The organism is Streptomyces sp. YIM 130001 (assembly GCF_003574445.1).
Taxonomy (GTDB): domain Bacteria; phylum Actinomycetota; class Actinomycetes; order Streptomycetales; family Streptomycetaceae; genus Streptomyces.
The window spans coordinates 1-18,347 of sequence record NZ_KZ984573.1 but is presented as its reverse complement, the minus strand read 5'-3'; the positions used below and the strand labels follow the sequence as shown (position 1 = coordinate 18,347).

General features: G+C 69.6%; 14 protein-coding genes. 2 read left to right on the top strand and 12 right to left on the bottom strand.

Features of this window, described 5'->3' with window-relative positions; translation table 11 throughout:
* Positions 1 to 32: 32 nt before the first annotated feature.
* From DSC45_RS32620 to DSC45_RS32570, 11 genes are all read right to left on the bottom strand, one after another.
* Positions 33 to 581 (bottom strand): GNAT family N-acetyltransferase, encoded by a 549-nt coding sequence (locus DSC45_RS32620; RefSeq protein WP_119295636.1) that lies wholly within the window; start codon positions 579 to 581, stop codon positions 33 to 35.
* 43 nt (positions 582 to 624) lie between these two features.
* Positions 625 to 2,550 carry a TIGR03960 family B12-binding radical SAM protein gene (locus DSC45_RS32615; protein WP_119295635.1) on the bottom strand — a complete coding sequence of 642 codons (1,926 nt, stop codon included), beginning with the start codon at positions 2,548 to 2,550 and terminating at the stop codon, positions 625 to 627.
* Positions 2,551 to 2,631: 81 nt separating this feature from the next.
* Positions 2,632 to 4,182: a CYTH and CHAD domain-containing protein gene (locus DSC45_RS32610; protein ID WP_119295634.1), complete on the bottom strand. Its 1,551-nt coding sequence runs from the start codon at positions 4,180 to 4,182 to the stop codon at positions 2,632 to 2,634.
* Between the two features lie 85 nt (positions 4,183 to 4,267).
* Entirely contained in the window at positions 4,268 to 5,458 is a 1,191-nt protein-coding gene (rodA, locus tag DSC45_RS32605; protein WP_119295633.1) for a rod shape-determining protein RodA, read from the bottom strand.
* Entirely contained in the window at positions 5,458 to 7,638 is a 2,181-nt protein-coding gene (gene mrdA / locus DSC45_RS32600; RefSeq protein WP_119295632.1) for a penicillin-binding protein 2, read from the bottom strand. Before mrdA ends, rodA begins: the two co-directional genes overlap by 1 nt.
* 83 nt (positions 7,639 to 7,721) lie before the next feature.
* Positions 7,722 to 8,447, bottom strand: a complete 726-nt coding sequence (gene mreD, locus DSC45_RS32595; RefSeq protein ID WP_119295631.1) for a rod shape-determining protein MreD — start codon at positions 8,445 to 8,447, stop codon at positions 7,722 to 7,724.
* Between the two features lie 4 nt (positions 8,448 to 8,451).
* A complete protein-coding gene (gene mreC, locus DSC45_RS32590) occupies positions 8,452 to 9,501 on the bottom strand; it encodes a rod shape-determining protein MreC (RefSeq protein WP_119295630.1) in 1,050 nt (349 codons plus the stop codon).
* Positions 9,502 to 9,674: 173 nt separating this feature from the next.
* A complete protein-coding gene (locus DSC45_RS32585; protein ID WP_119295685.1) occupies positions 9,675 to 10,694 on the bottom strand; it encodes a rod shape-determining protein in 1,020 nt (339 codons plus the stop codon).
* A 339-nt stretch (positions 10,695 to 11,033) separates the two neighbouring features.
* Entirely contained in the window at positions 11,034 to 11,447 is a 414-nt protein-coding gene (gene ndk, locus DSC45_RS32580; protein WP_119295629.1) for a nucleoside-diphosphate kinase, read from the bottom strand.
* Between the two features lie 87 nt (positions 11,448 to 11,534).
* Complete coding sequence (locus DSC45_RS32575; protein ID WP_119295628.1) at positions 11,535 to 11,900, bottom strand: DUF4233 domain-containing protein; 366 nt, start codon at positions 11,898 to 11,900, stop codon at positions 11,535 to 11,537.
* Between the two features lie 5 nt (positions 11,901 to 11,905).
* Complete coding sequence (locus DSC45_RS32570; RefSeq protein WP_240434981.1) at positions 11,906 to 13,363, bottom strand: bifunctional tetrahydrofolate synthase/dihydrofolate synthase; 1,458 nt, start codon at positions 13,361 to 13,363, stop codon at positions 11,906 to 11,908.
* A gap of 271 nt (positions 13,364 to 13,634) precedes the next feature.
* Between DSC45_RS32570 and DSC45_RS32565 the strand changes: the two genes are divergently transcribed.
* Positions 13,635 to 14,318: a hypothetical protein gene (locus DSC45_RS32565; protein ID WP_240434978.1), complete on the top strand. Its 684-nt coding sequence runs from the start codon at positions 13,635 to 13,637 to the stop codon at positions 14,316 to 14,318.
* 73 nt (positions 14,319 to 14,391) lie between these two features.
* On the opposite strand, the gene DSC45_RS32560 is transcribed toward DSC45_RS32565, so the two are convergent.
* Positions 14,392 to 17,013 carry a valine--tRNA ligase gene (locus DSC45_RS32560; RefSeq protein ID WP_119295626.1) on the bottom strand — a complete coding sequence of 874 codons (2,622 nt, stop codon included), beginning with the start codon at positions 17,011 to 17,013 and terminating at the stop codon, positions 14,392 to 14,394.
* Between the two features lie 138 nt (positions 17,014 to 17,151).
* Between DSC45_RS32560 and DSC45_RS32555 the strand changes: the two genes are divergently transcribed.
* On the top strand, positions 17,152 to 18,132 hold the full coding sequence (locus tag DSC45_RS32555) for a hypothetical protein (protein WP_119295625.1): 981 nt from the start codon (positions 17,152 to 17,154) through the stop codon (positions 18,130 to 18,132).
* Positions 18,133 to 18,347: the final 215 nt, after the last annotated feature.

Genomic DNA, 18,347 nt, shown 5'->3' with positions numbered 1-18,347 from the left:
CTCCCCTCAAGTGCCATACGTACGAGGACGCTTCACACCTCGGCCTGGATGCGCCCGGCGCTCACCCAGTACCGCGCCTTACTGCCGCGCACGTCCTCCAGAACGCCGCCGCAGCCCTCGATCACCTTGCGGGAGCCGGTGTTGGTGACCTCGCAGGTCAGCAGGACCTCGTCGAGCCCGAGCGCCTGCGCGTACGACAGGACCTCGCGCAGCATGGCCCGGGCGTGGCCGAGGCGGCGGGCAGTGGGACGCACTCCGTAGCCGACGTGCCCGCCGTAGTCGCGCAGAAGGGGCGTGAGGCGGTGCCGGATCTGGATACGGCCGAGGAACGTCGGGCCGTCGACGTACCAGTACCAAGTGGCGGGCACGAAGCCCTCCGGGCGGACGCCCTCTTCACGGGACTCGTTTCCGATCGCCGCCACATAGCGCGCGAAGCCGGACGGGGTGTGCCAGTCGTCGCCGTACAGCGCCAGCTCGCGCCGCAGGGTGTCACCGAAGAACTCGCCCTCGGCGGCGAACTCCCCCATCGCTTCGACGAAGGAGTGGCGGAAGCGGGTGTCCGGGGCGACGAGACGAGGCATCGGCCCATGGTGCCGGGGCGGGTCAACGCCCCGGCGGCCGGGGCTACTTGACCACGGTCAGCGGGAGCAGCTTCTTGCCCGTGGGGCCGATCTGGATGCTGGTGTCCATCTGCGGGCAGACCCCGCAGTCGAAGCACGGGGTCCAGCGGCAGTCCTCGACCTCGGTCTCGTCGAGGGAGTCCTGCCAGTCCTCCCAGAGCCAGTCCTTGTCGAGGCCCGAGTCGAGGTGGTCCCAGGGCAGGACCTCCTCGTAGGTGCGCTCGCGGGTCGTGTACCAGTCGACGTCGACGCCGTAGGACGGCAGCGCCTTGTCGGCACAGGCCATCCAGCGGTCGTAGCTGAAGTGCTCGCGCCAGCCGTCGAAGCGGCCGCCGTCCTCGTACACGGCCCGGATGACCGCGCCGATACGGCGGTCGCCGCGGGAGAGCAGGCCTTCGACGATGCCGGGCTTGCCGTCGTGGTAGCGGAAGCCGATGGAACGGCCGTACTTCTTGTCGCCGCGGATCTTGTCGCGGAGCTTGCCGAGGCGGATGTCGGTGTCCTCGGCGGAGAGCTGCGGGGCCCACTGGAACGGCGTGTGCGGCTTGGGCACGAAGCCGCCGATGGAGACCGTGGCGCGGATGTCGCTCTTGCCGGAGACCTCGCGGCCCTTGGCGATGACGCTGGTCGCCATGTCGGCGATCTGCAGGACGTCCTCGTCGGTCTCGGTGGGCAGGCCGCACATGAAGTAGAGCTTCACCTGGCGCCAGCCGTTGCCGTAGGCGGTCGCGACGGTCCGGATCAGGTCCTCTTCGGAGACCATCTTGTTGATGACCTTGCGCATGCGCTCCGAGCCGCCTTCGGGGGCGAAGGTGAGGCCGGAGCGGCGGCCGTTGCGGGTGAGTTCGTTGGCCAGGTCGACGTTGAAGGCGTCGACGCGCGTGGACGGCAGGGAGAGGCCGACCTTGTCCTCTTCGTACCGGTCGGCGAGGCCCTTGGCGATGTCGCCGATCTCGCTGTGGTCCGCGGAGGACAGCGACAGCAGGCCGACCTCTTCGAAGCCGGTGGCCTTGAGTCCCTTGTCGACCATGTCACCGATGCCGGTGATGCTGCGCTCCCGCACGGGGCGCGTGATCATGCCGGCCTGGCAGAAACGGCAGCCCCGGGTGCAGCCGCGGAAGATCTCCACGGACATCCGCTCGTGCACGGTCTCGGCGAGCGGGACGAGCGGCTGCTTGGGGTACGGCCACTCGTCGAGGTCCATGACGGTGTGCTTGGAGACGCGCCACGGGACGCCGGACCTGTTGGGCACGACTCGGCCGATGCGGCCGTCGGGCAGGTACTCGACGTCGTAGAAGCGCGGGATGTAGACGTTCCCGGTCCTCGCGAGGCGGAAGAGGACCTCGTCGCGTCCGCCGGGCCGGCCCTCCGCCTTCCAGGTGCGGATGATCTCCGTCATGTCGAGGACGGCCTGCTCGCCGTCGCCGATGACCGCGGCGTCGATGAAGTCGGCGATCGGCTCGGGGTTGAAGGCCGCGTGGCCGCCGGCGAGGACGATCGGGTCGTCGAGCGTGCGGTCCTTCGACTCGAGCGGGATGTCGGCCAGCTCGAGGGCGGCGAGCATGTTGGTGTAGCCGAGCTCGGTGGAGAAGCTCAGGCCGAACACGTCGAAGGCCTTGACCGGGCGGTGGCTGTCCACGGTGAACTGCGGGACCCGGTGCTCGCGCATCAGTTCCTCGAGGTCCGGCCAGACGCTGTAGGTGCGCTCGGCGAGGACGCCCTCGCGCTCGTTGAGCACCTCGTAGAGGATCATGACGCCCTGGTTGGGCAGTCCGACCTCGTACGCGTCCGGGTACATGAGAGCCCAGTGCACGTCGCACTCGTCCCACGGCTTGACGGTGGAGTTGAGTTCTCCCCCGACGTACTGGATCGGCTTCTGCACATGCGGGAGCAGAGCCTCTAGCTGTGGGAAGACCGACTCGACAGACATCTCGAACCTTCGTCAGCGGGCTGGGGTGACCCTCAAGCCTAACGTGGCCGAGGGACCTCCCCTTACCGGCTTCGGTGACCGTCAGACCACGAGCGAGCGTCCGATTCCGGCCCACTTCTGCGGCAGTGCGGCCTCTGCGACAGCGGCGGCCCGCTCTTCGCGCCCGTACAGGACGCCGTAGGCGAACGAGCTCTCGCCTTCCGCGTGCGCCTGGGCGGCCAGCTCGCGCAGTGCCTGGCGGCTCATCACGCTGTCCTGGTGCTCGCCGAGCAGGGTCTGCAGGGATTTGAGGTCGCGGACCAGGCGGCGGGCCGGTTTGCCGAGTGCGGGGGCGGCGGCCTCCGCTGCGTAGCGCGCGCGTTTGGCCTTCTTGCGGGCCTCGTGCAGGGCGATGTCGCGTTCCTCAGTGGCGGGCGTCGCCGCCAGTGCTTCCTCGACGAAGCCGGCCAGGCGCCGGTAGTCGCGTCGTACGGCCCGGGTGAGCGCCGGAACGGCGGGCCGCGCCCATGCGTCCGTGAGCGGCGGGTCGGCGAGCAGGGCGTCGAGGGTGTCGAGCAGTTCGAGGTGCCTGCGGGAGTCGAGTACGCCTATGAGGTGGCGGCGGGAGCCGTGCCGGCGGGCCGCGGACCAGGTGCGCAGACGCCGTCGTACGGGACCGGTGGCGAGGGCGCGCGGGAGGCCGGCGAGGCCCTCGCGGATGCGGTCGGTGAGGACTTCGCGGTCGCGGTCGATGCCGAGTTCGCCGGCCAGCCACTTGAGTTCGTCGCCGATGGGGTCCGTGATCCGGCGGTCGAGGATCCTGCCGTAGCTGCGGAAGGTGCTGCGCAGGCGGCGGGTGGCTACGCGCATCTGGTGCACGGCGTCGGGCAGGTCGCGGCGTGCGTCGGGGTCGAGGGCGACGAGGGCGTCGCGTTGGGTGCGGAGGTAGGCGAGGACGGGGGCGGCGGCGGTGTCTGTCTCGTGTCCGCCGGCCCGCTTCTCGCCGTTCGCCTTGCTCGTGGCCCCGGGCCCGGTCCCGTCCTCGGCCCCTCCCCCGGTCTCCGCCAGCGCCCGGGCCAGCTTGGACGCCGAACCGGCCGGTGCGATCCCGGCCTTGCGCAGCCGCTTGTCGACCCGGTCCAGGAAGGCCGGATCACCTCCGTCGGCCAGCTCCACCTCGATCTCGGTCCAGGTGGCCGTGCCGGCTCCCTGCGGAGCGAGGCGTTCGGCGTGCACGGTGTCCACCGCGACCTCGGCGAGCAGCGCGCCGTCCCCGTCCACGAGATGCCGGACGTCGCGCGAGGAGCGCATCGCGACGACGGGCAGCAGTTCGGCGGTGCGGATCCGGGACCGTACGAGACCGGCGAGTGCGCGCGGCACGGTGGCGGACAAGGGTGCCTGGATCTCGTCGCGTACGCCCTCGGCGACGGGGAGTTTGAGGTGCCAGCCCTCGTCGTCGCCGCCGGTACGCCGGCGCAGGGTGCGGGCCGAGCGCGCGAGGCGCAGGTCCGCGGTGTCGTAGTAGGTGGCGTCGAGTTCGACGACACCACGGTCGACGACCGCCGCCACCGCGGCGATTCTGGTCAGGTCGGGCAGGCCGACGTCCGCCCCGGCTTCGTACTTCCGCTCGATCTCGCGCTTCGTCTCCGCCATGAAGTGAATTTAGTCGCGAATCGCCGCCGGTGGGAGCCCTGCTGCGGGCCCCGATCGCCGCCCCTGGCGGACGCCGGGAACCGCGTCAGGCCGACATCGGCCGTTGCACCTTGATCGACTGCAGCAGTCCCACGGCGATCCACACCGCGAACATCGAGGTGCCTCCGTAGCTGACGAAGGGCAACGGCAGACCGGCGACGGGCATGATGCCGAGCGTCATGCCGATGTTCTCGAAGGTCTGGAAGGCGAACCAGGCGATGATGCCGGCGGCGACGATCGTGCCGTAGAGCTCGGTGGTGTGCCGCGCGATGCTGCACGCGCGCCACAGCACCACACCGAGCAGGACGAGGATCAACGCGGCGCCGACGAAGCCCAGTTCCTCGCCGGCCACGGTGAAGACGAAGTCGGTCTGCTGCTCGGGCACGAACTGGCCGGTGGTCTGACTGCCCTCGAAGAGCCCGGTACCGGTGAGACCGCCGGAGCCGATGGCGATACGGGCCTGGTTCGTGTTGTAGCCGACGCCGGCGGGGTCGAGCGCGGGGTTGGCGAAGGCCGCGAACCGGGCGATCTGGTAGTCGTCGAGCAGCCCGAGCTGCCAGACCGCGAGCGCGCCGGCGGTGCCCGCGCCGAGCAGGCCGAACACCCAACGGTTGGAGGCTCCGGAGGCGAGCAGCACGCCGAGCACGATGACGGCCATGACCATGACCGACCCCAGGTCGGGCATGAGCAGCACGACCAGTATCGGGACGACGGCGAGGCCGAGTGCCTGCATCACGGTGCGGTGGTCGGGATGGGCACGGTCGCCGGCGTCGACCCGTGCGGCGAGCAGCATCGCCATGCCCAGAATGATCGTGATCTTCACGAACTCGGAGGGCTGCAGCGAGAATCCGCCGGGCAGCTTGATCCATGCGTGGGCGCCGTTGATCGTGGTGCCGAGCGGTGTCAGCACCAGCAGAATCAGGAAGACGGACACCCCGTAGAGGATCGGTACGACGGTCCGCAGGGTGCGATGGCCGAGCCAGATGGTGCCGATCATCAGGGCGAGCCCGATGCCGGTGTTCATGATGTGGCGCAGCAGGAAGTAGTACGGGTCGCCCTGGTTCAGCTCGCTGCGGTTGCGCGTGGCCGAGTAGATCAGGGCGGTACCGATCGTGGACAGGGCGATCCCGGCGAGCAGTATCGGCCAGTCGAGGCGCCGGGCCAGGGAGTCGCGGGCCAGGAGCTTGGCCCAGGTGCCGCGTTCGGGTCCGTAGCCCGAGACGGAGAAGCCGCCCATCAGTCCCGCCTTCCCGCTGCCGTGGCCGGAGGACCGGCCGCCACGCCCTCCTCGGGGGGCGCTTCCTCCTCGGTCGGTTCGTACGGCTTGACCTTCGGCGGATCGATCGAGCCGTCGGACTGGATCTTCGGCAGCGCGGACTCGGGCTTGGGCAGGAGGGCCTTCTTCGGGTCCTGCTTGCCGTTCTCGTCGAGGCCGTACATGGCGTCGTAGATCTTGCGCACGGCGGGGCCGGAGGCGCCGGAGCCCGTACCACCCTGGGCGATGGTCATGATGACGGTGAAGTCCTTGGTGTACGTGGCGAACCACGAGGTGGTCTGCTTGCCGTAGACCTCGGCGGTACCGGTCTTCGCGTGCATCGGGATCTTGTCCTGGGGCCAGCCGCCGAAGCGCCAGGCGGCGGTACCGCGGGTGGCGACGCCTTCGAGCGCACCGTCTATCAAGTCGCGGGTCTTGGCGTTCATCGGCAGCTTGCCGTGGGACTTGGGCTTGATCTCCTCGACGGACTTGCCGTCGGGGCTGACGATCGCCTTGCCGATGCTGGGGTCGTGCATGGTGCCGCCGTTGGCGATGGCGGCGTAGATGGTGGCCATCTGGATCGGCGTGACGAGGGTGTCGCCCTGGCCGATGGAGTAGTTGACGGAGTCACCGGCGCGCATCTTCATGCCCTCGAGGCAGTTCTCGTAGGCGATCTGCTCGACGTAGTCGCCGCCCTTCTTGCCCTGCTTGCACCAGGAGTCCTTGTTGGCCTCCCAGTAGTCCTTCTTCCACTGGCGGTCGGGGACGCGGCCCTTGACCTCGTTGGGCAGGTCGATGCCCGTCTCCTTGCCGAGGCCGAACTGGTGGGCCGTCTTGTAGAACCAGTCCTGGGCGCCCTTCTTCGGGGTGTTGCCGCCGTCCTTCTTCCACTGGTCGTGCGAGAGGCGGTAGTAGACGGTGTCGCAGGAGACCTCGAGGGCCTGGCCGAGGGTGATGCTGCCGTGGCCCTCGGACTCGAAGTTCTTGAAGGTCTGCCCGCCGATGGAGTACGAACTCGGGCACGGGTAGCGGCCGTTGAACTCGTACCCCGCGTTGACCGCGGCGGTGGTCGGGATGACCTTGAAGATCGAGCCGGGGGCCGCCTGGGCCTGGATGGCGCGGTTCAGGAGCGGGTTGTTGGAGCCCTTGCCGGTGAGCTTGTCGTAGTCCTTGCCGGAGATGCCGCCGACCCAGGCGTTCGGGTCGTAGTCCGGGTTGGAGGCCATCGCGACGACGCGGCCGGTCTTCGACTCCATGACGACGACGGACCCGGCGTCCGCCTTGTAGTTCTCGCCGGTGTTGTCGTCGAACTCCTTGCGCGCGTTCTTCATCGCCTCGTTGAGCTCGAACTCGGCGACCCGCTGGACCTCGGCGTCGACGCTGGTGACCACGTTGGAGCCGGGCCGCGACTGGTCGCTCTGCGTCTTGCCCATCACGCGCCCCAGCTTGTCGACCTCGTACGCGGTGACGCCGGCCTTGCCGCGGAGCTGCTTGTCGTAGGTCCGCTCGAGTCCGGAGCGGCCGACCTGGTCGGAGCGCAGGTAGGGCGACGAACTGTCCTGGGCGGCGGTGATCTCCTCGTCGGTGACGGGCGAGAGGTAGCCGAGGACCTGGGCGGTGTTGGCCTTGCCGGGCGCGGTGTAGCGGCGGACGGCGGTGGGCTCGGCGGTGATGCCGGGGAAGTCCTCGGCCCGCTCGCGGATCTGCAGCGCCTGCTTGGGCGTGGCCTCGTCCGTGATCGGGATGGGCTGGTAGGGCGAACCGTTCCAGCACGGCTGCGGGGTCTTGGCGTCGCAGAGCCGGACCTTGTCGCCGACCTCCTTCGGCTTCATGCCGAGGACGTCGGCGAGCCGGGTGAGGACGGCGTCGCCGTCGTCCTTCATCTTCATCAGCTCGGTGCGGGAGGCGGAGACGACGAGGCGGGTCTGGTTGTCGGCGAGCGGGACGCCGCGGGCGTCGAGGATCGAGCCGCGTACGGCGGGTTCGACGACGCGCTGCACGTGGTTGCCGTTCGCCTCGTCGGCGTACTCGTCGCCGTTGCGCACCTGGAGGTACCAGAGGCGGCCGCCGAGGGTGAGCAGCAGGGACAGGACGAGGATCTGCAGAATGATGAGCCGGATCTGGACCCGCGGGGTGCGCCCGGTCTCAGGGATATTGGTCATGGGCGCGGCCCATTCGTCGCAGGCGACGCCGGGTGGGAGTTGGTCACGTCCGCCCCCTCAGGCGTGGGTGTCGGTCGGGGCGTTCACAGGCGCTTGACCCCCTTGATGCGTCCGGCGCGGGCCATGCGGGCCTTGACCGTCTTGCCGCGCAGTCCGCCACCGCGGAGCCCGCCGCCGGAGCGCAGGGCGCTGCCGCGCAGGCCGCCGCCGCGCTGGCTGCCGATCCGCAGCGAGGAGCCGGCCGTGAGCCAGCTGCTGGAGACGCCGCCGGCCTTGGAGCCGCCACCGCTGGTCTCGCCGAGCGGATCGTTCTCCACGCGTCTGGCCAGGGCCATCACGGCGGGTACGACGAAGGGCGCGAGCAGCAGGTCGTACAAAGTGGCGGTGAACAGCAGGCTGCCGAGGCCGACATGGCGTGCGGCGGTGTCGCCGACGAGGGCGCCCACGCCCGCGTAGAGCAGGGTCGAGCCGATCGCCGCGCCGACGACCACGGCCATCGGGCCGGTGGCGGTACGCACCTGCCCGGACTCCGGCTTGACGAGTCCGGCGACGTAGCCGATGACGCACAGGACCAGCGCGTAGCGGCCGGCCGCGTGGTCGGCGGGCGGGGCCAGGTCGGCGAGCAGTCCGGCGCCGAAGCCGATGAACGCGCCGCCGACGTGGCCGTAGACCATCGCGAGACCGAGCACGGTCAGCAGCATCAAGTCGGGTGTGGCGCCGGGCAGATGGAGCCGGGAGAGCACGCTGACCTGGATCACCAGGGAGACGATCACCAGGACGGTGGACAGGAGCATCCGGTTCAAGCGCATCAGGTCACTCCTGGTCGTCCTGCGGCGGTGCGCCGGCTTCGTCCTGCGGTTGTGCGTCCGCACCGTCCTGCTGCTGGACGCCGGCCCCGTCCTGCGGCTGGGCGTCCGCGCCGTCCTCGGGCGCTTCCCCGTCGCCGGGCGGCTTCGCGCCCGGGGTGACGGTGACGGTCACGGTTGGCGTGGGCTTCGGCTTCGTGGGCTCGGGCAGGACCTTGTCGCGCGGGTCGGTGCGGGGGGCCTGGACGACGACGCCGACGATGTCGAGCTTGCTGAAGGCGACGTACGGCTTCACGGAGACGGTGCGGGTCAGGTCGCCCCCGGACGGATCGACCCGGGCGATCGTGCCCACGGGCACGCCGGGCACGAACGGCTTGTCGGCCTGGGAGCCGAAGGTGACGAGCCGTTCGCCCTTCTTGACCTTCGCCTTGCCGTTGAGCAGCTGCACCGAGATGTTGCGGTCGCCCTGACCGGTGGCGAAGCCCAGCTCGTCGCTGCCCTCCATACGCGTGCCGACGGTGAAGTCGGGGTCGTTGGCGAGCAGGACGGTCGAGGTGTTGGGGCCGACGGTCGTGACGCGGCCGACCAGGCCGTCGCCGTTGAGTACCGTCATGTCGCGCTCGAGGCCGTCGTTGGCACCGGCGTCGATGGTGACGGTCCAGGAGAAGCCCTGGGCTGCTCCTATCGCGATGACCTGGGCGCCCTTGATGCCGTACTGGCCGGCTCCGGCGGTCTTGAGCATCTTGTCGAGCTGCCGGACCTTGCTGCGGTTGCGGTCGTCGCTGCCGAGCTTCGCCTTGAGCGAGGCGTTGTCCCGCTCGAGTTCGGCGATGCGGTCGTGCCGGTCGCCGGAGTCACGTACGGCGGAGATGGCGTTGCCGATCGGGTCCACCGCGGCGGAGACGCCGTTCTCCACGGGGCCGAAGACGGTGGCGGCGGCCTGTCGGGCACCGTCGACCGGAGACTCCTCGCCGCCCCGGATGTCCACCGTGATCAGTGCGAACGCGATGGCGACCAGCAGCACCAGGAGCAGCCGGCTCTCTCGTGTGTCCCTCACGTGCGGCGGCCGTGCCTTCCTCGTCGGAATGGTGTTCTTGCCTGTGTTGCAGTTGAGTTGTCTCTATATCAACGATCCGCCGTACGGAGGTGCAGCCTCCGCCCCGGTCCGCGGCCCGAGGGCCGCCGAAGCGGGGAAAGGCATCCGTACGGCGGACCCGGGACGGTCCCCCGTCATCTGCGCGGCGAGGCGTCGAGCACCTGCTGCAGCGCCTCGAACTCCTCCACGCACTTGCCTGATCCGAGCGCCACGGAGTCGAGCGGGTCCTCGGCGATGTGGATCGGCATGCCGGTCTCGCGGCGCAGCCGCTCGTCGAGGCCGCGCAACAGGGCGCCGCCACCCGTGAGAACGATGCCGCGGTCCATCACGTCACCGGAGAGCTCGGGCGGGCACTTGTCGAGGGTGGTCTTGACCGCATCGACGATCGCGTTGACCGGCTCCTCGATGGCCTTGCGCACCTCGGCGGCGGAGATGACCACGGTCTTGGGCAGTCCGCTGACCAGGTCGCGGCCGCGGATCTCGGTGTGCTCGTCGGCGTCCATGTCGTAAGCGGAACCGATGGTGATCTTGATCTGCTCGGAGGTGCGCTCGCCGAGGAGGAGCGAGTACTCCTTCTTGATGTGCTGGATGATCGCGTTGTCCAGCTCGTCGCCGGCGACGCGGATCGACTGTGCCGTGACGATTCCTCCGAGGGAGATCACGGCGACCTCGGTGGTACCGCCGCCGATGTCCACGACCATGTTGCCGGTGGCCTCGTGGACCGGGAGACCGGAACCGATGGCGGCCGCCATGGGCTCCTCGATGATGTGGACCTGGCGGGCGCCTGCCTGCGTGGTGGCCTCGATGACCGCGCGGCGCTCGACACCCGTGATGCCGGACGGTACGCAGACGACGACGCGGGGGCGCGCGAGGTAACGGCGCTTGTGGACCTTGAGGATGAAGTAGCGGAGCATCCGCTCGGTGATCTCGAAGTCGGCGATGACGCCGTCCTTCAGCGGGCGGACCGCCACGATGTTGCCAGGGGTGCGGCCGATCATCTTCTTGGCCTCGGCGCCGACCGCGAGGATCCCACCCGTGTTCGTGTTCACTGCCACGACCGACGGCTCGTTGAGTACGATGCCTCGCCCTCTGACGTACACGAGCGTGTTCGCGGTCCCGAGGTCGACAGCCATGTCACGGCCGATGAACGACATGTTGGTTCCCATCAGGAGCGTCTGGCCTTCCCAAGTGGAGCGTTTGATGGCTGGTTAGGTCGGCGAGTTCGAGCACAGTGGCGTGAGGTGTACATCGTAGTCTCGCCTGCACGGACACGGCGCGAGGGTCTCCGCCATTGTCAGCAGATGATTCGCCGCCCCGCTAATGGGGACGAGCCGACGGAAGGATGCGTTCCCCCGATCGGCCTGCATATGCGCGTGGCCTGGGGGTGCCGCGGAGTCCACGGCCACCCCAGGTCACGGGCCAGGCATTTCTGACGATGCCTCAAGAAGGCGGCTCAGCGGAGAGCTCGCGCCTGCACGACAGTTCGCCGGAGATCAGGAAAGCCCGGGGAAGAAAATCTTCAGCTCGCGCGCGGCGGACTCCTCGGAGTCCGAGGCGTGGATCAGGTTCTCCCGCACGATGGTGCCGAAGTCACCGCGGATCGAACCGGGCGCGGCGGCGATCGGGTCGGTCGGACCGGCGAGCGCGCGGACACCCTCGATGACCCGCTCGCCGTCGACGACGAGTGCGACGACCGGACCGGAGGCCATGAACTCCATGAGCGGCTCGTAGAACGGCTTGCCCTGGTGCTCGCCGTAGTGCTGCTCCAGGGTCTCCTGGCTCAGGGTGCGCAGTTCCAGCGCTTGAATCGTCCATTCGGCCTTGCGCTCGATACGGCCGACGATCTCGCCGATCAGACCGCGGCGTACGGCATCGGGCTTCAGCAGGACGAGGGTGCGCTGGCTCATGTGCGACTCCAAAGCGTGGTGCGTGGGACTCGTGGGAACAGGGCGTGTCTCCCCCGGAGACACGCCCTGTGACGATACCCGGGACGGCTACGCCGCGTTACCTTCGGGTTCCGCCGCCGCCTCCGCCCGCTCCGCGAAGCGGGCCTTGGCCTCGTCCACCTTGCGGCCGAAATACACCGAGGCCCACCACAGGGCGGCAAAGCAGGCGCCCAGGAAGAACATCGTCGGCACCACGAATCCACTGACCACGAGTCCGGCCTGCAGTGCCCAGCCGAGATGAATCCCGCCGGGCCGGGTGATCATTCCGCAGAGCAGGATGCAGAGGAACATCGCTACGCCGGAGACCGTCCACACCGTGGCCATGGAGAGGTCCGGATCCTTCATGGCCACAAGACCCGCGAACCCGATCACGAAGAATTCGCCGATCAGGGTGGCCGCACAGAGCGTACGCATGAAATTCAGCCCCTCCCCAGGAGCAGCCGGGCCTCGCCGACCGTGATGACGGAACCGGTGACCAGTACGCCGCCGCCCGCGTATTCGCCTTCTTCCTCGGACAGGGTAACGGCAGCCTCGAGAGCGTCGTCGAGCCTCGGCTCGACCTGTACCCGGTCGTCGCCGAACACCTCGACGGCGAGTGCGGCCAAGGCGTCCACGTCCATCGCGCGGCCGCTCGAGTTCTGCGTGACGACGACCTCCGTGAGGATCGGCTCGAACGCCTCGAGCAGTCCGCGTACGTCCTTGCCGTCACTGGCACCCACCACGCCGATGAGCCGGCTGAAGTCGAAGACCTCGCCGATGGCCGCCGCGGTGGCGCGTGCGCCGGCCGGGTTGTGCGCGGCGTCCAGGACCACGGTCGGCGAGCGGCGCACCACCTCGAGGCGGCCTGGTGAGACGACCGCCGCGAAGGCCTGCCGGACGGTGTCGATGTCGAGCGGCTCGGGGCGCTGCTCCCCGACGCCGAAGAACGCCTCGACGGCGGCGAGCGCCACCGCCGCGTTGTGCGCCTGGTAGGCGCCGTGCAGGGGGAGGAAGACGCCTTCGTACTCTCCGCCGAGTCCGCGCAGCGTCATCAACTGGCCGCCGACGGCGACCTGTCGGGAGACGACGCCGAACTCCATGCCCTCGCGGGCCACCGTGGCGTTGACCTCGACGGCCTTCTTGAGCAGGACCTGGGCCGCGTCGACCGGCTGCTGGGCCAGGATCACCGTGGCGTCCTGCTTGATGACACCGCCCTTCTCCTCGGCGATCGCGGCGGGGGTGTCGCCGAGCCGGTCGGTGTGGTCGAGGTCGATGGGGGTGACCACGGCGACGTCGCCGTCGATCACATTGGTCGCGTCCCAGCTGCCGCCCATGCCGACCTCGACGACCGCCACATCGGCCGGGGCGTCGGCGAAGGCCGCGTACGCCATGCCCGTGAGGACCTCGAAGAACGACAGACGGTACGGCTGCTGTCCGTCCACCATCTCCACGTACGGCCTGATGTCCTCGTACGCCTCGATGAAGCGCTCGGCGCTGATCGGTTCGCCGTCCAGGCTGATCCGCTCGGTGATCGACTGGACGTGCGGCGAGGTGTACCGGCCGGTGCGCAGCTCGAAGGCGCCGAGCAGCGCCTCGATCATGCGGGCCGTGCTCGTCTTGCCGTTGGTCCCGGTGATGTGGATCGACGGGTACGTGCGCTGGGGGTCGCCGAGGACGTCCATCAACGCGGCGATACGGGTCACCGAGGGCTCGAGCTTGGTCTCGCCCCAGCGGGTGGCGAGGTCGGCCTCCACGGCGCGCAGGGCCGCGTCCACCTCCGGGTCCTCGGGGCGGGCCGGGATGTCCCCGGAGGGCCGGCCGCCCTGGGTGCGCAGGGTGCGGCTGCCTGCCTCGATCACCGCAAGGTCGGGGTCGCGGTCGGTGGCCTCGCCGACGATCTCGTCGAACTCGTCGGGAGACGCGCCGCCGGGGCCGTCGTGGTCGTCGGATCCGCCGTCGTGCGGGCTGTCGTGCGGGGGGAGGTCACTCACGTCGGCCAGTCTACGGACGTACGGCGTCCGATCTCCCGCTGCCCGCCCGCCTCCCTCGCCGCCGGTCAGGCAGAGGGACCGGAGTATCTGACCTTATTGAGTGATTCTTGAGTGATCAACGGCCCTTGTCGGCGAGGCAGGCCGGTGAACAGGCCTCTCCCGGCGGTCCAATGCGGGCATGTGGTACGCCCAGCACCCCGGCCGACGCACGCGGCAGCTCGTCGGCGACACCTCCATGCTGCTGTGGGTGGCCCTGTGGGCCGCACTCGCGGTCGGCGCCCACCGTCTCGTCCATCTGCTCGCCCGGCCGGGCGGAGGTGCGGCCGTCGGCGACTCGTGGCCGGGCCGGGCCGTGGAGGCGGCGTCGAACGTGCCGTTCTTCGGTGAGCGGCTCCAGGACGCGCTGCGCGGCGCGGCCGCGGCGGGCGGACGGCTCGTGGGACGCGGCGACGGGCTCCTCGTCGATGTCGCGGCGGCGGCGAGTGCCGGGCTCGTGTTCCTCGTGCCGGCCGGGCTCCTGCTCGCCGTCTGGCTGCCGAGGCGGCTGCGCTGGATCCGTCAGGCGGCGGCCGCGTACGAGCTGGCCGGCTGCGAGGACGGACGTGAACTGCTCGCCCTGCGCTCCCTGATGCGCCCGCTCGACGAGGTGGCCCGTGCCGCCACCGCGCTGCCCGACAGCACGCCGGGCAGCCTCGCCGAGGGCTGGCGGGAGGGCGATCCGGACACCCTGGACGCGCTCGCCGAGGCGGAGTTGGCGCGGCTCGGGCTCGACCTGCGGCCGGTGGCGCCCGGGAGTCCGCTGACCCAGGTGCCCGCGCCGTCCGGCCCGATCACCCCCGCACCCGCACCCGCCCGGACCTGAGCGGACAAGATCGGGCGCCCTGCCGTCTCCCGGTGGAGACGGCAGGGCGCCCGATCGTCGTGCCGGTGTGCGGTCAGGCTCCCGGGAGACTCTCCAGCTGGCGGGCGATCCGCTCGATGTCCTCGTCGGCCTTTGCGAGGCGGCCCTTGATCTTGTCGACGACGTGGTCGGGGGCCTTGGCCAGGAAGGCCTCGTTCCCCAGCTTCGCGGTGGCCTGCGCCTTCTCCTTCTCGGCGGCGCCCAGGTCCTTCGTCAGACGCTTGCGCTCGGCGTCCACGTCGATCGTGCCGGACAGGTCGAGGGAGACCGTGGCGCCCGAGACGGGCAGGGTGGCCGTGGCGTGGAAGCCCTCGCCCTCGGGCTGCAGCCGCAGCAGCTGGCGGATGGCGGCCTCGTGCGCGGCGAGCGCGGTGCCACTCAGGTCGAGTCGGGCCGGGACCTTCTGGCCGGGCTGCAGGCCCTGGTCGGAGCGGAACCGCCGGACCTCGGTGATGACCTGCTGCAGCGTCTCGATCTCGCGCTCGGCCGCTTCGTCGCGGAAGCCGCTGTCCTTCGGCCACTCGGCGACGACCAAGGATTCGTTGCCGGTGAGCGTCGTCCACAGTGTCTCGGTGACGAACGGGACGATCGGGTGCAGGAGCTTGAGCGTGACGTCCAGGACCTCGCCGAGGACGCGCTTGGTGTCCTCGGCCTCCTGACCGCCCGCCTGGAACGTCGTCTTGGTCAGTTCGACGTACCAGTCGAAGACCTCGTCCCAGGCGAAGTGGTACAGCGCCTCGCTGAGCTTCGCGAACTGGTAGTCCTCGTAGAGCCGGTCGACCTCCTCGACGACCTCGCCGAGCCGGGACAGGATCCACCGGTTCGTCGCCGACAGGCGCTCGGCGGGCGGGAGTTCACCCTCGGCCGTGGCGCCGTTCATCAGGGCGAAGCGGGTGGCGTTCCAGATCTTGTTGGCGAAGTTGCGCGAGGCCTGGACCCAGTCCTCGCCGACCGGGACGTCGGTGCCCGGGTTGGCGCCGCGCGCGAGGGTGAAGCGCAGGGCGTCGGAGCCGTACTTGTCCATCCAGTCCAGCGGGTTGATCACGTTCCCGAAGGTCTTGGACATCTTCTTGCCGTGCTCGTCGCGCACCATGCCGTGCAGGACGATGGTGCGGAACGGCGGGGCATCGTCCATCGCGTACAGGCCGAACATCATCATCCGGGCGATCCAGAAGAACATCAGGTCGTAGCCGGTGACGAGGACGGAGTTCGGATAGAACTTCTCGAGGCTCTCGGTCCGCTCGGGCCAGCCGAGCGTGGAGAACGGCCACAGGCCGGAGGAGAACCAGGTGTCGAGGACGTCGGTGTCCTGCGACCAGCCCTCGCCACTCGGCGGCTGCTCGTCCGGGCCGACGCACACCTTCTCGCCGTTCGGCCCGTGCCAGACCGGGATGCGGTGGCCCCACCAGAGCTGACGCGAGATGCACCAGTCGTTGAGGTTGTCGACCCAGTCGAAGTACCGCTGCGCCATGTCGCCGGGGTGGATCTCGACGCGGCCGTCGCGGACCGCGTCACCGGCGGCCTTGGCGACGGTCTCGACCTTGACCCACCACTGCAGGGACAGACGCGGCTCCAGCGTGGTCTTGCAGCGGGAGCAGTGGCCGACGGAGTGGACGTACGGCCGCTTCTCGGCGACGATCCGGCCGTCCGCGCGCAGGGCGGCGACGATCGCGGACCGGGCCTCGAAACGGTCGAGTCCCTCGAAGGGGCCGTGGACCGTGATGACGCCGCGCTCGTCGAGCACCTCGATCGATTCCAGGTCGTGGCGCCGGCCGATCGCGAAGTCGTTCGGGTCGTGCGCAGGCGTCACCTTGACCGCGCCCGTGCCGAACTCCGGGTCGACGTGCTTGTCCGCGACGACCGGGATCGTGCGGCCGGTGAGCGGCAGCTTGATCCGCTTGCCGAGGAGGTGGGCGTACCGCTCGTCGTCCGGGTGGACGGCGACGGCGGTGTCACCGAGCATCGTCTCGGCTCGCGTGGTCGCGACGACGAGCGTCTCGTCACCCTCGCCGTACTTGATCGAGACGAGCTCGCCGTCGTCGTCCTGGTAGTCGACCTCGATGTCCGAGATCGCGGTCAGGCAGCGCGGGCACCAGTTGATGATGCGCTCGGCCTGGTAGATCAGACCGTCGTCGAACATCCTCTTGAAGACGGTCTGGACCGCCCTGGACAGGCCCTCGTCCATCGTGAACCGGTCACGGCTCCAGGCGACGCCGGTACCCAGGCGCCGCATCTGGCCGGCGATCTGGCCACCGGACTCGGCCTTCCACTGCCACACACGCTCGACGAAAGCCTCACGGCCGAGGTCGTGGCGGGACTTGCCCTCCTTGGCGAGCTCGCGCTCCACGACGTTCTGCGTGGCGATGCCCGCGTGGTCCATGCCCGGCTGCCACAGCGTCTCGTAGCCCTGCATGCGCTTGCGGCGGGTCAGGGCGTCGATCAGCGTGTGCTCGAAGGCGTGGCCCAGGTGCAGGCTGCCGGTGACGTTCGGCGGCGGAATGACGATGGTGTACGGCGGCTTGTCGCTCTTCGCGTCGGCCTCGAAGTACCCGCGTTCTACCCAGCGCTCGTAGAGCGGCCCCTCTACATCGGCCGGAGCATAAGTCTTCGGCAGTTCGGGGTCGGACGCTGGCTGAAACGCTGAGTTCTCGGTCACGCAGGACAGTTTAGAGGCGTCACGGTCCCGTACCGAAACCAGATTCTTCGGTAACGGTGTGACCCCCGCTGCTCCGTGCCGCGTCTTCTTCCGCCAGGATGTTCGGACGACATAAGCGTTCGGAGGGGAACCCACGCAATGAGTTACAACCAGCCGGGCCCGTACGGCGGCCAGCCCCAGCAGCCCGGCCCCTACGGCCAGCCGGGCCCCTACGGCCAGCAGCCGCAGGCACCCCAGCCCGGCTACGGTTACCCGCAGCAGCCGCCGCAGGGTGCCCCGCAGCAGGGCGGCTACGCCCAGCCTCAGCAGCCTGGTCCGTACGGCCAACAGCCCCAGCAGCCCTACGGCCAAGACCCCTACGGCCAGGTCCAGCCGCCCCCGCAGGGCGGTGGCGGCGGCAAGAAGACCGGCCTCATCGTGGCGGCCGCGGTGGTCGCCGTCGCCCTGATCGGCGGCGGCGTCTACTTCGCGACGTCCGGCGGTGACGACGACGGCAAGAACGTCAGCAGCGGCAGCGGTGGCGACGGCGGCGGCATCAAGGACGACGGCCCGCACAAGTTGACGATGCCTACGACCCTGCTCGGCGAGTACAAGAAGGACGAATCGGGGAACAGCAGTGGCGGCCCGGCGGACACGAACGACATGAGGAAGGCTGACGAGTGGGGCGTCACCGACCCCACAAGTGTCAGCGCCACCTACAAGGCTGGCGACAAGAACAATCCGATGACACAGCGCCTGCTGAGCGTCGGCGGTGTCTACGGCAAGGTCGATAACCCGGAGAAGACGGTCGACGCGCTGTTCGCCAGCATGAAGTCGGAGTCGCAGAAGAGCACTACGGGGCAGGACATCAATCTGGTCGGTGAGCCCAAGGCATACGAGCCTGCTTCTCTCGATGGAGCCGTACTCAAGTGCCAGCAGGCAAAGATGGAAAACCCCCAGGCTTCCACGGGTGAACCGAAGTCGATGACGATGAGCTTCTGCGCCTGGGGCGACAAGAGCACCGTGGGCCTCGTCCTCCCGCTCGACTTCGCCGACCTGGCCGCCGAGAAGATCGCCGACCCGGCGGACGTTGCCGAGACCACGGCGAAGGTCCGCAAGGAGGTCCGCGTCAAGAAGTGACGTGGGCGGCGGGAGACCGCACAGCACGCGGCGAGGGGCCCCGGTTGGATCGACCGGAGCCCCTCTGTCGTGTGGCCCTGCGCGAGGTCGTTCCACTCCACGATCAAGGTCGTAATAGCCCCACCCAGCCCGACCGGGACGAACCGTCCCTCAGGCTTGAAACGATCACCCAAGATTCGTGAGCCCGGATCGCTCCGAAAAGGACCGTCCGCTTA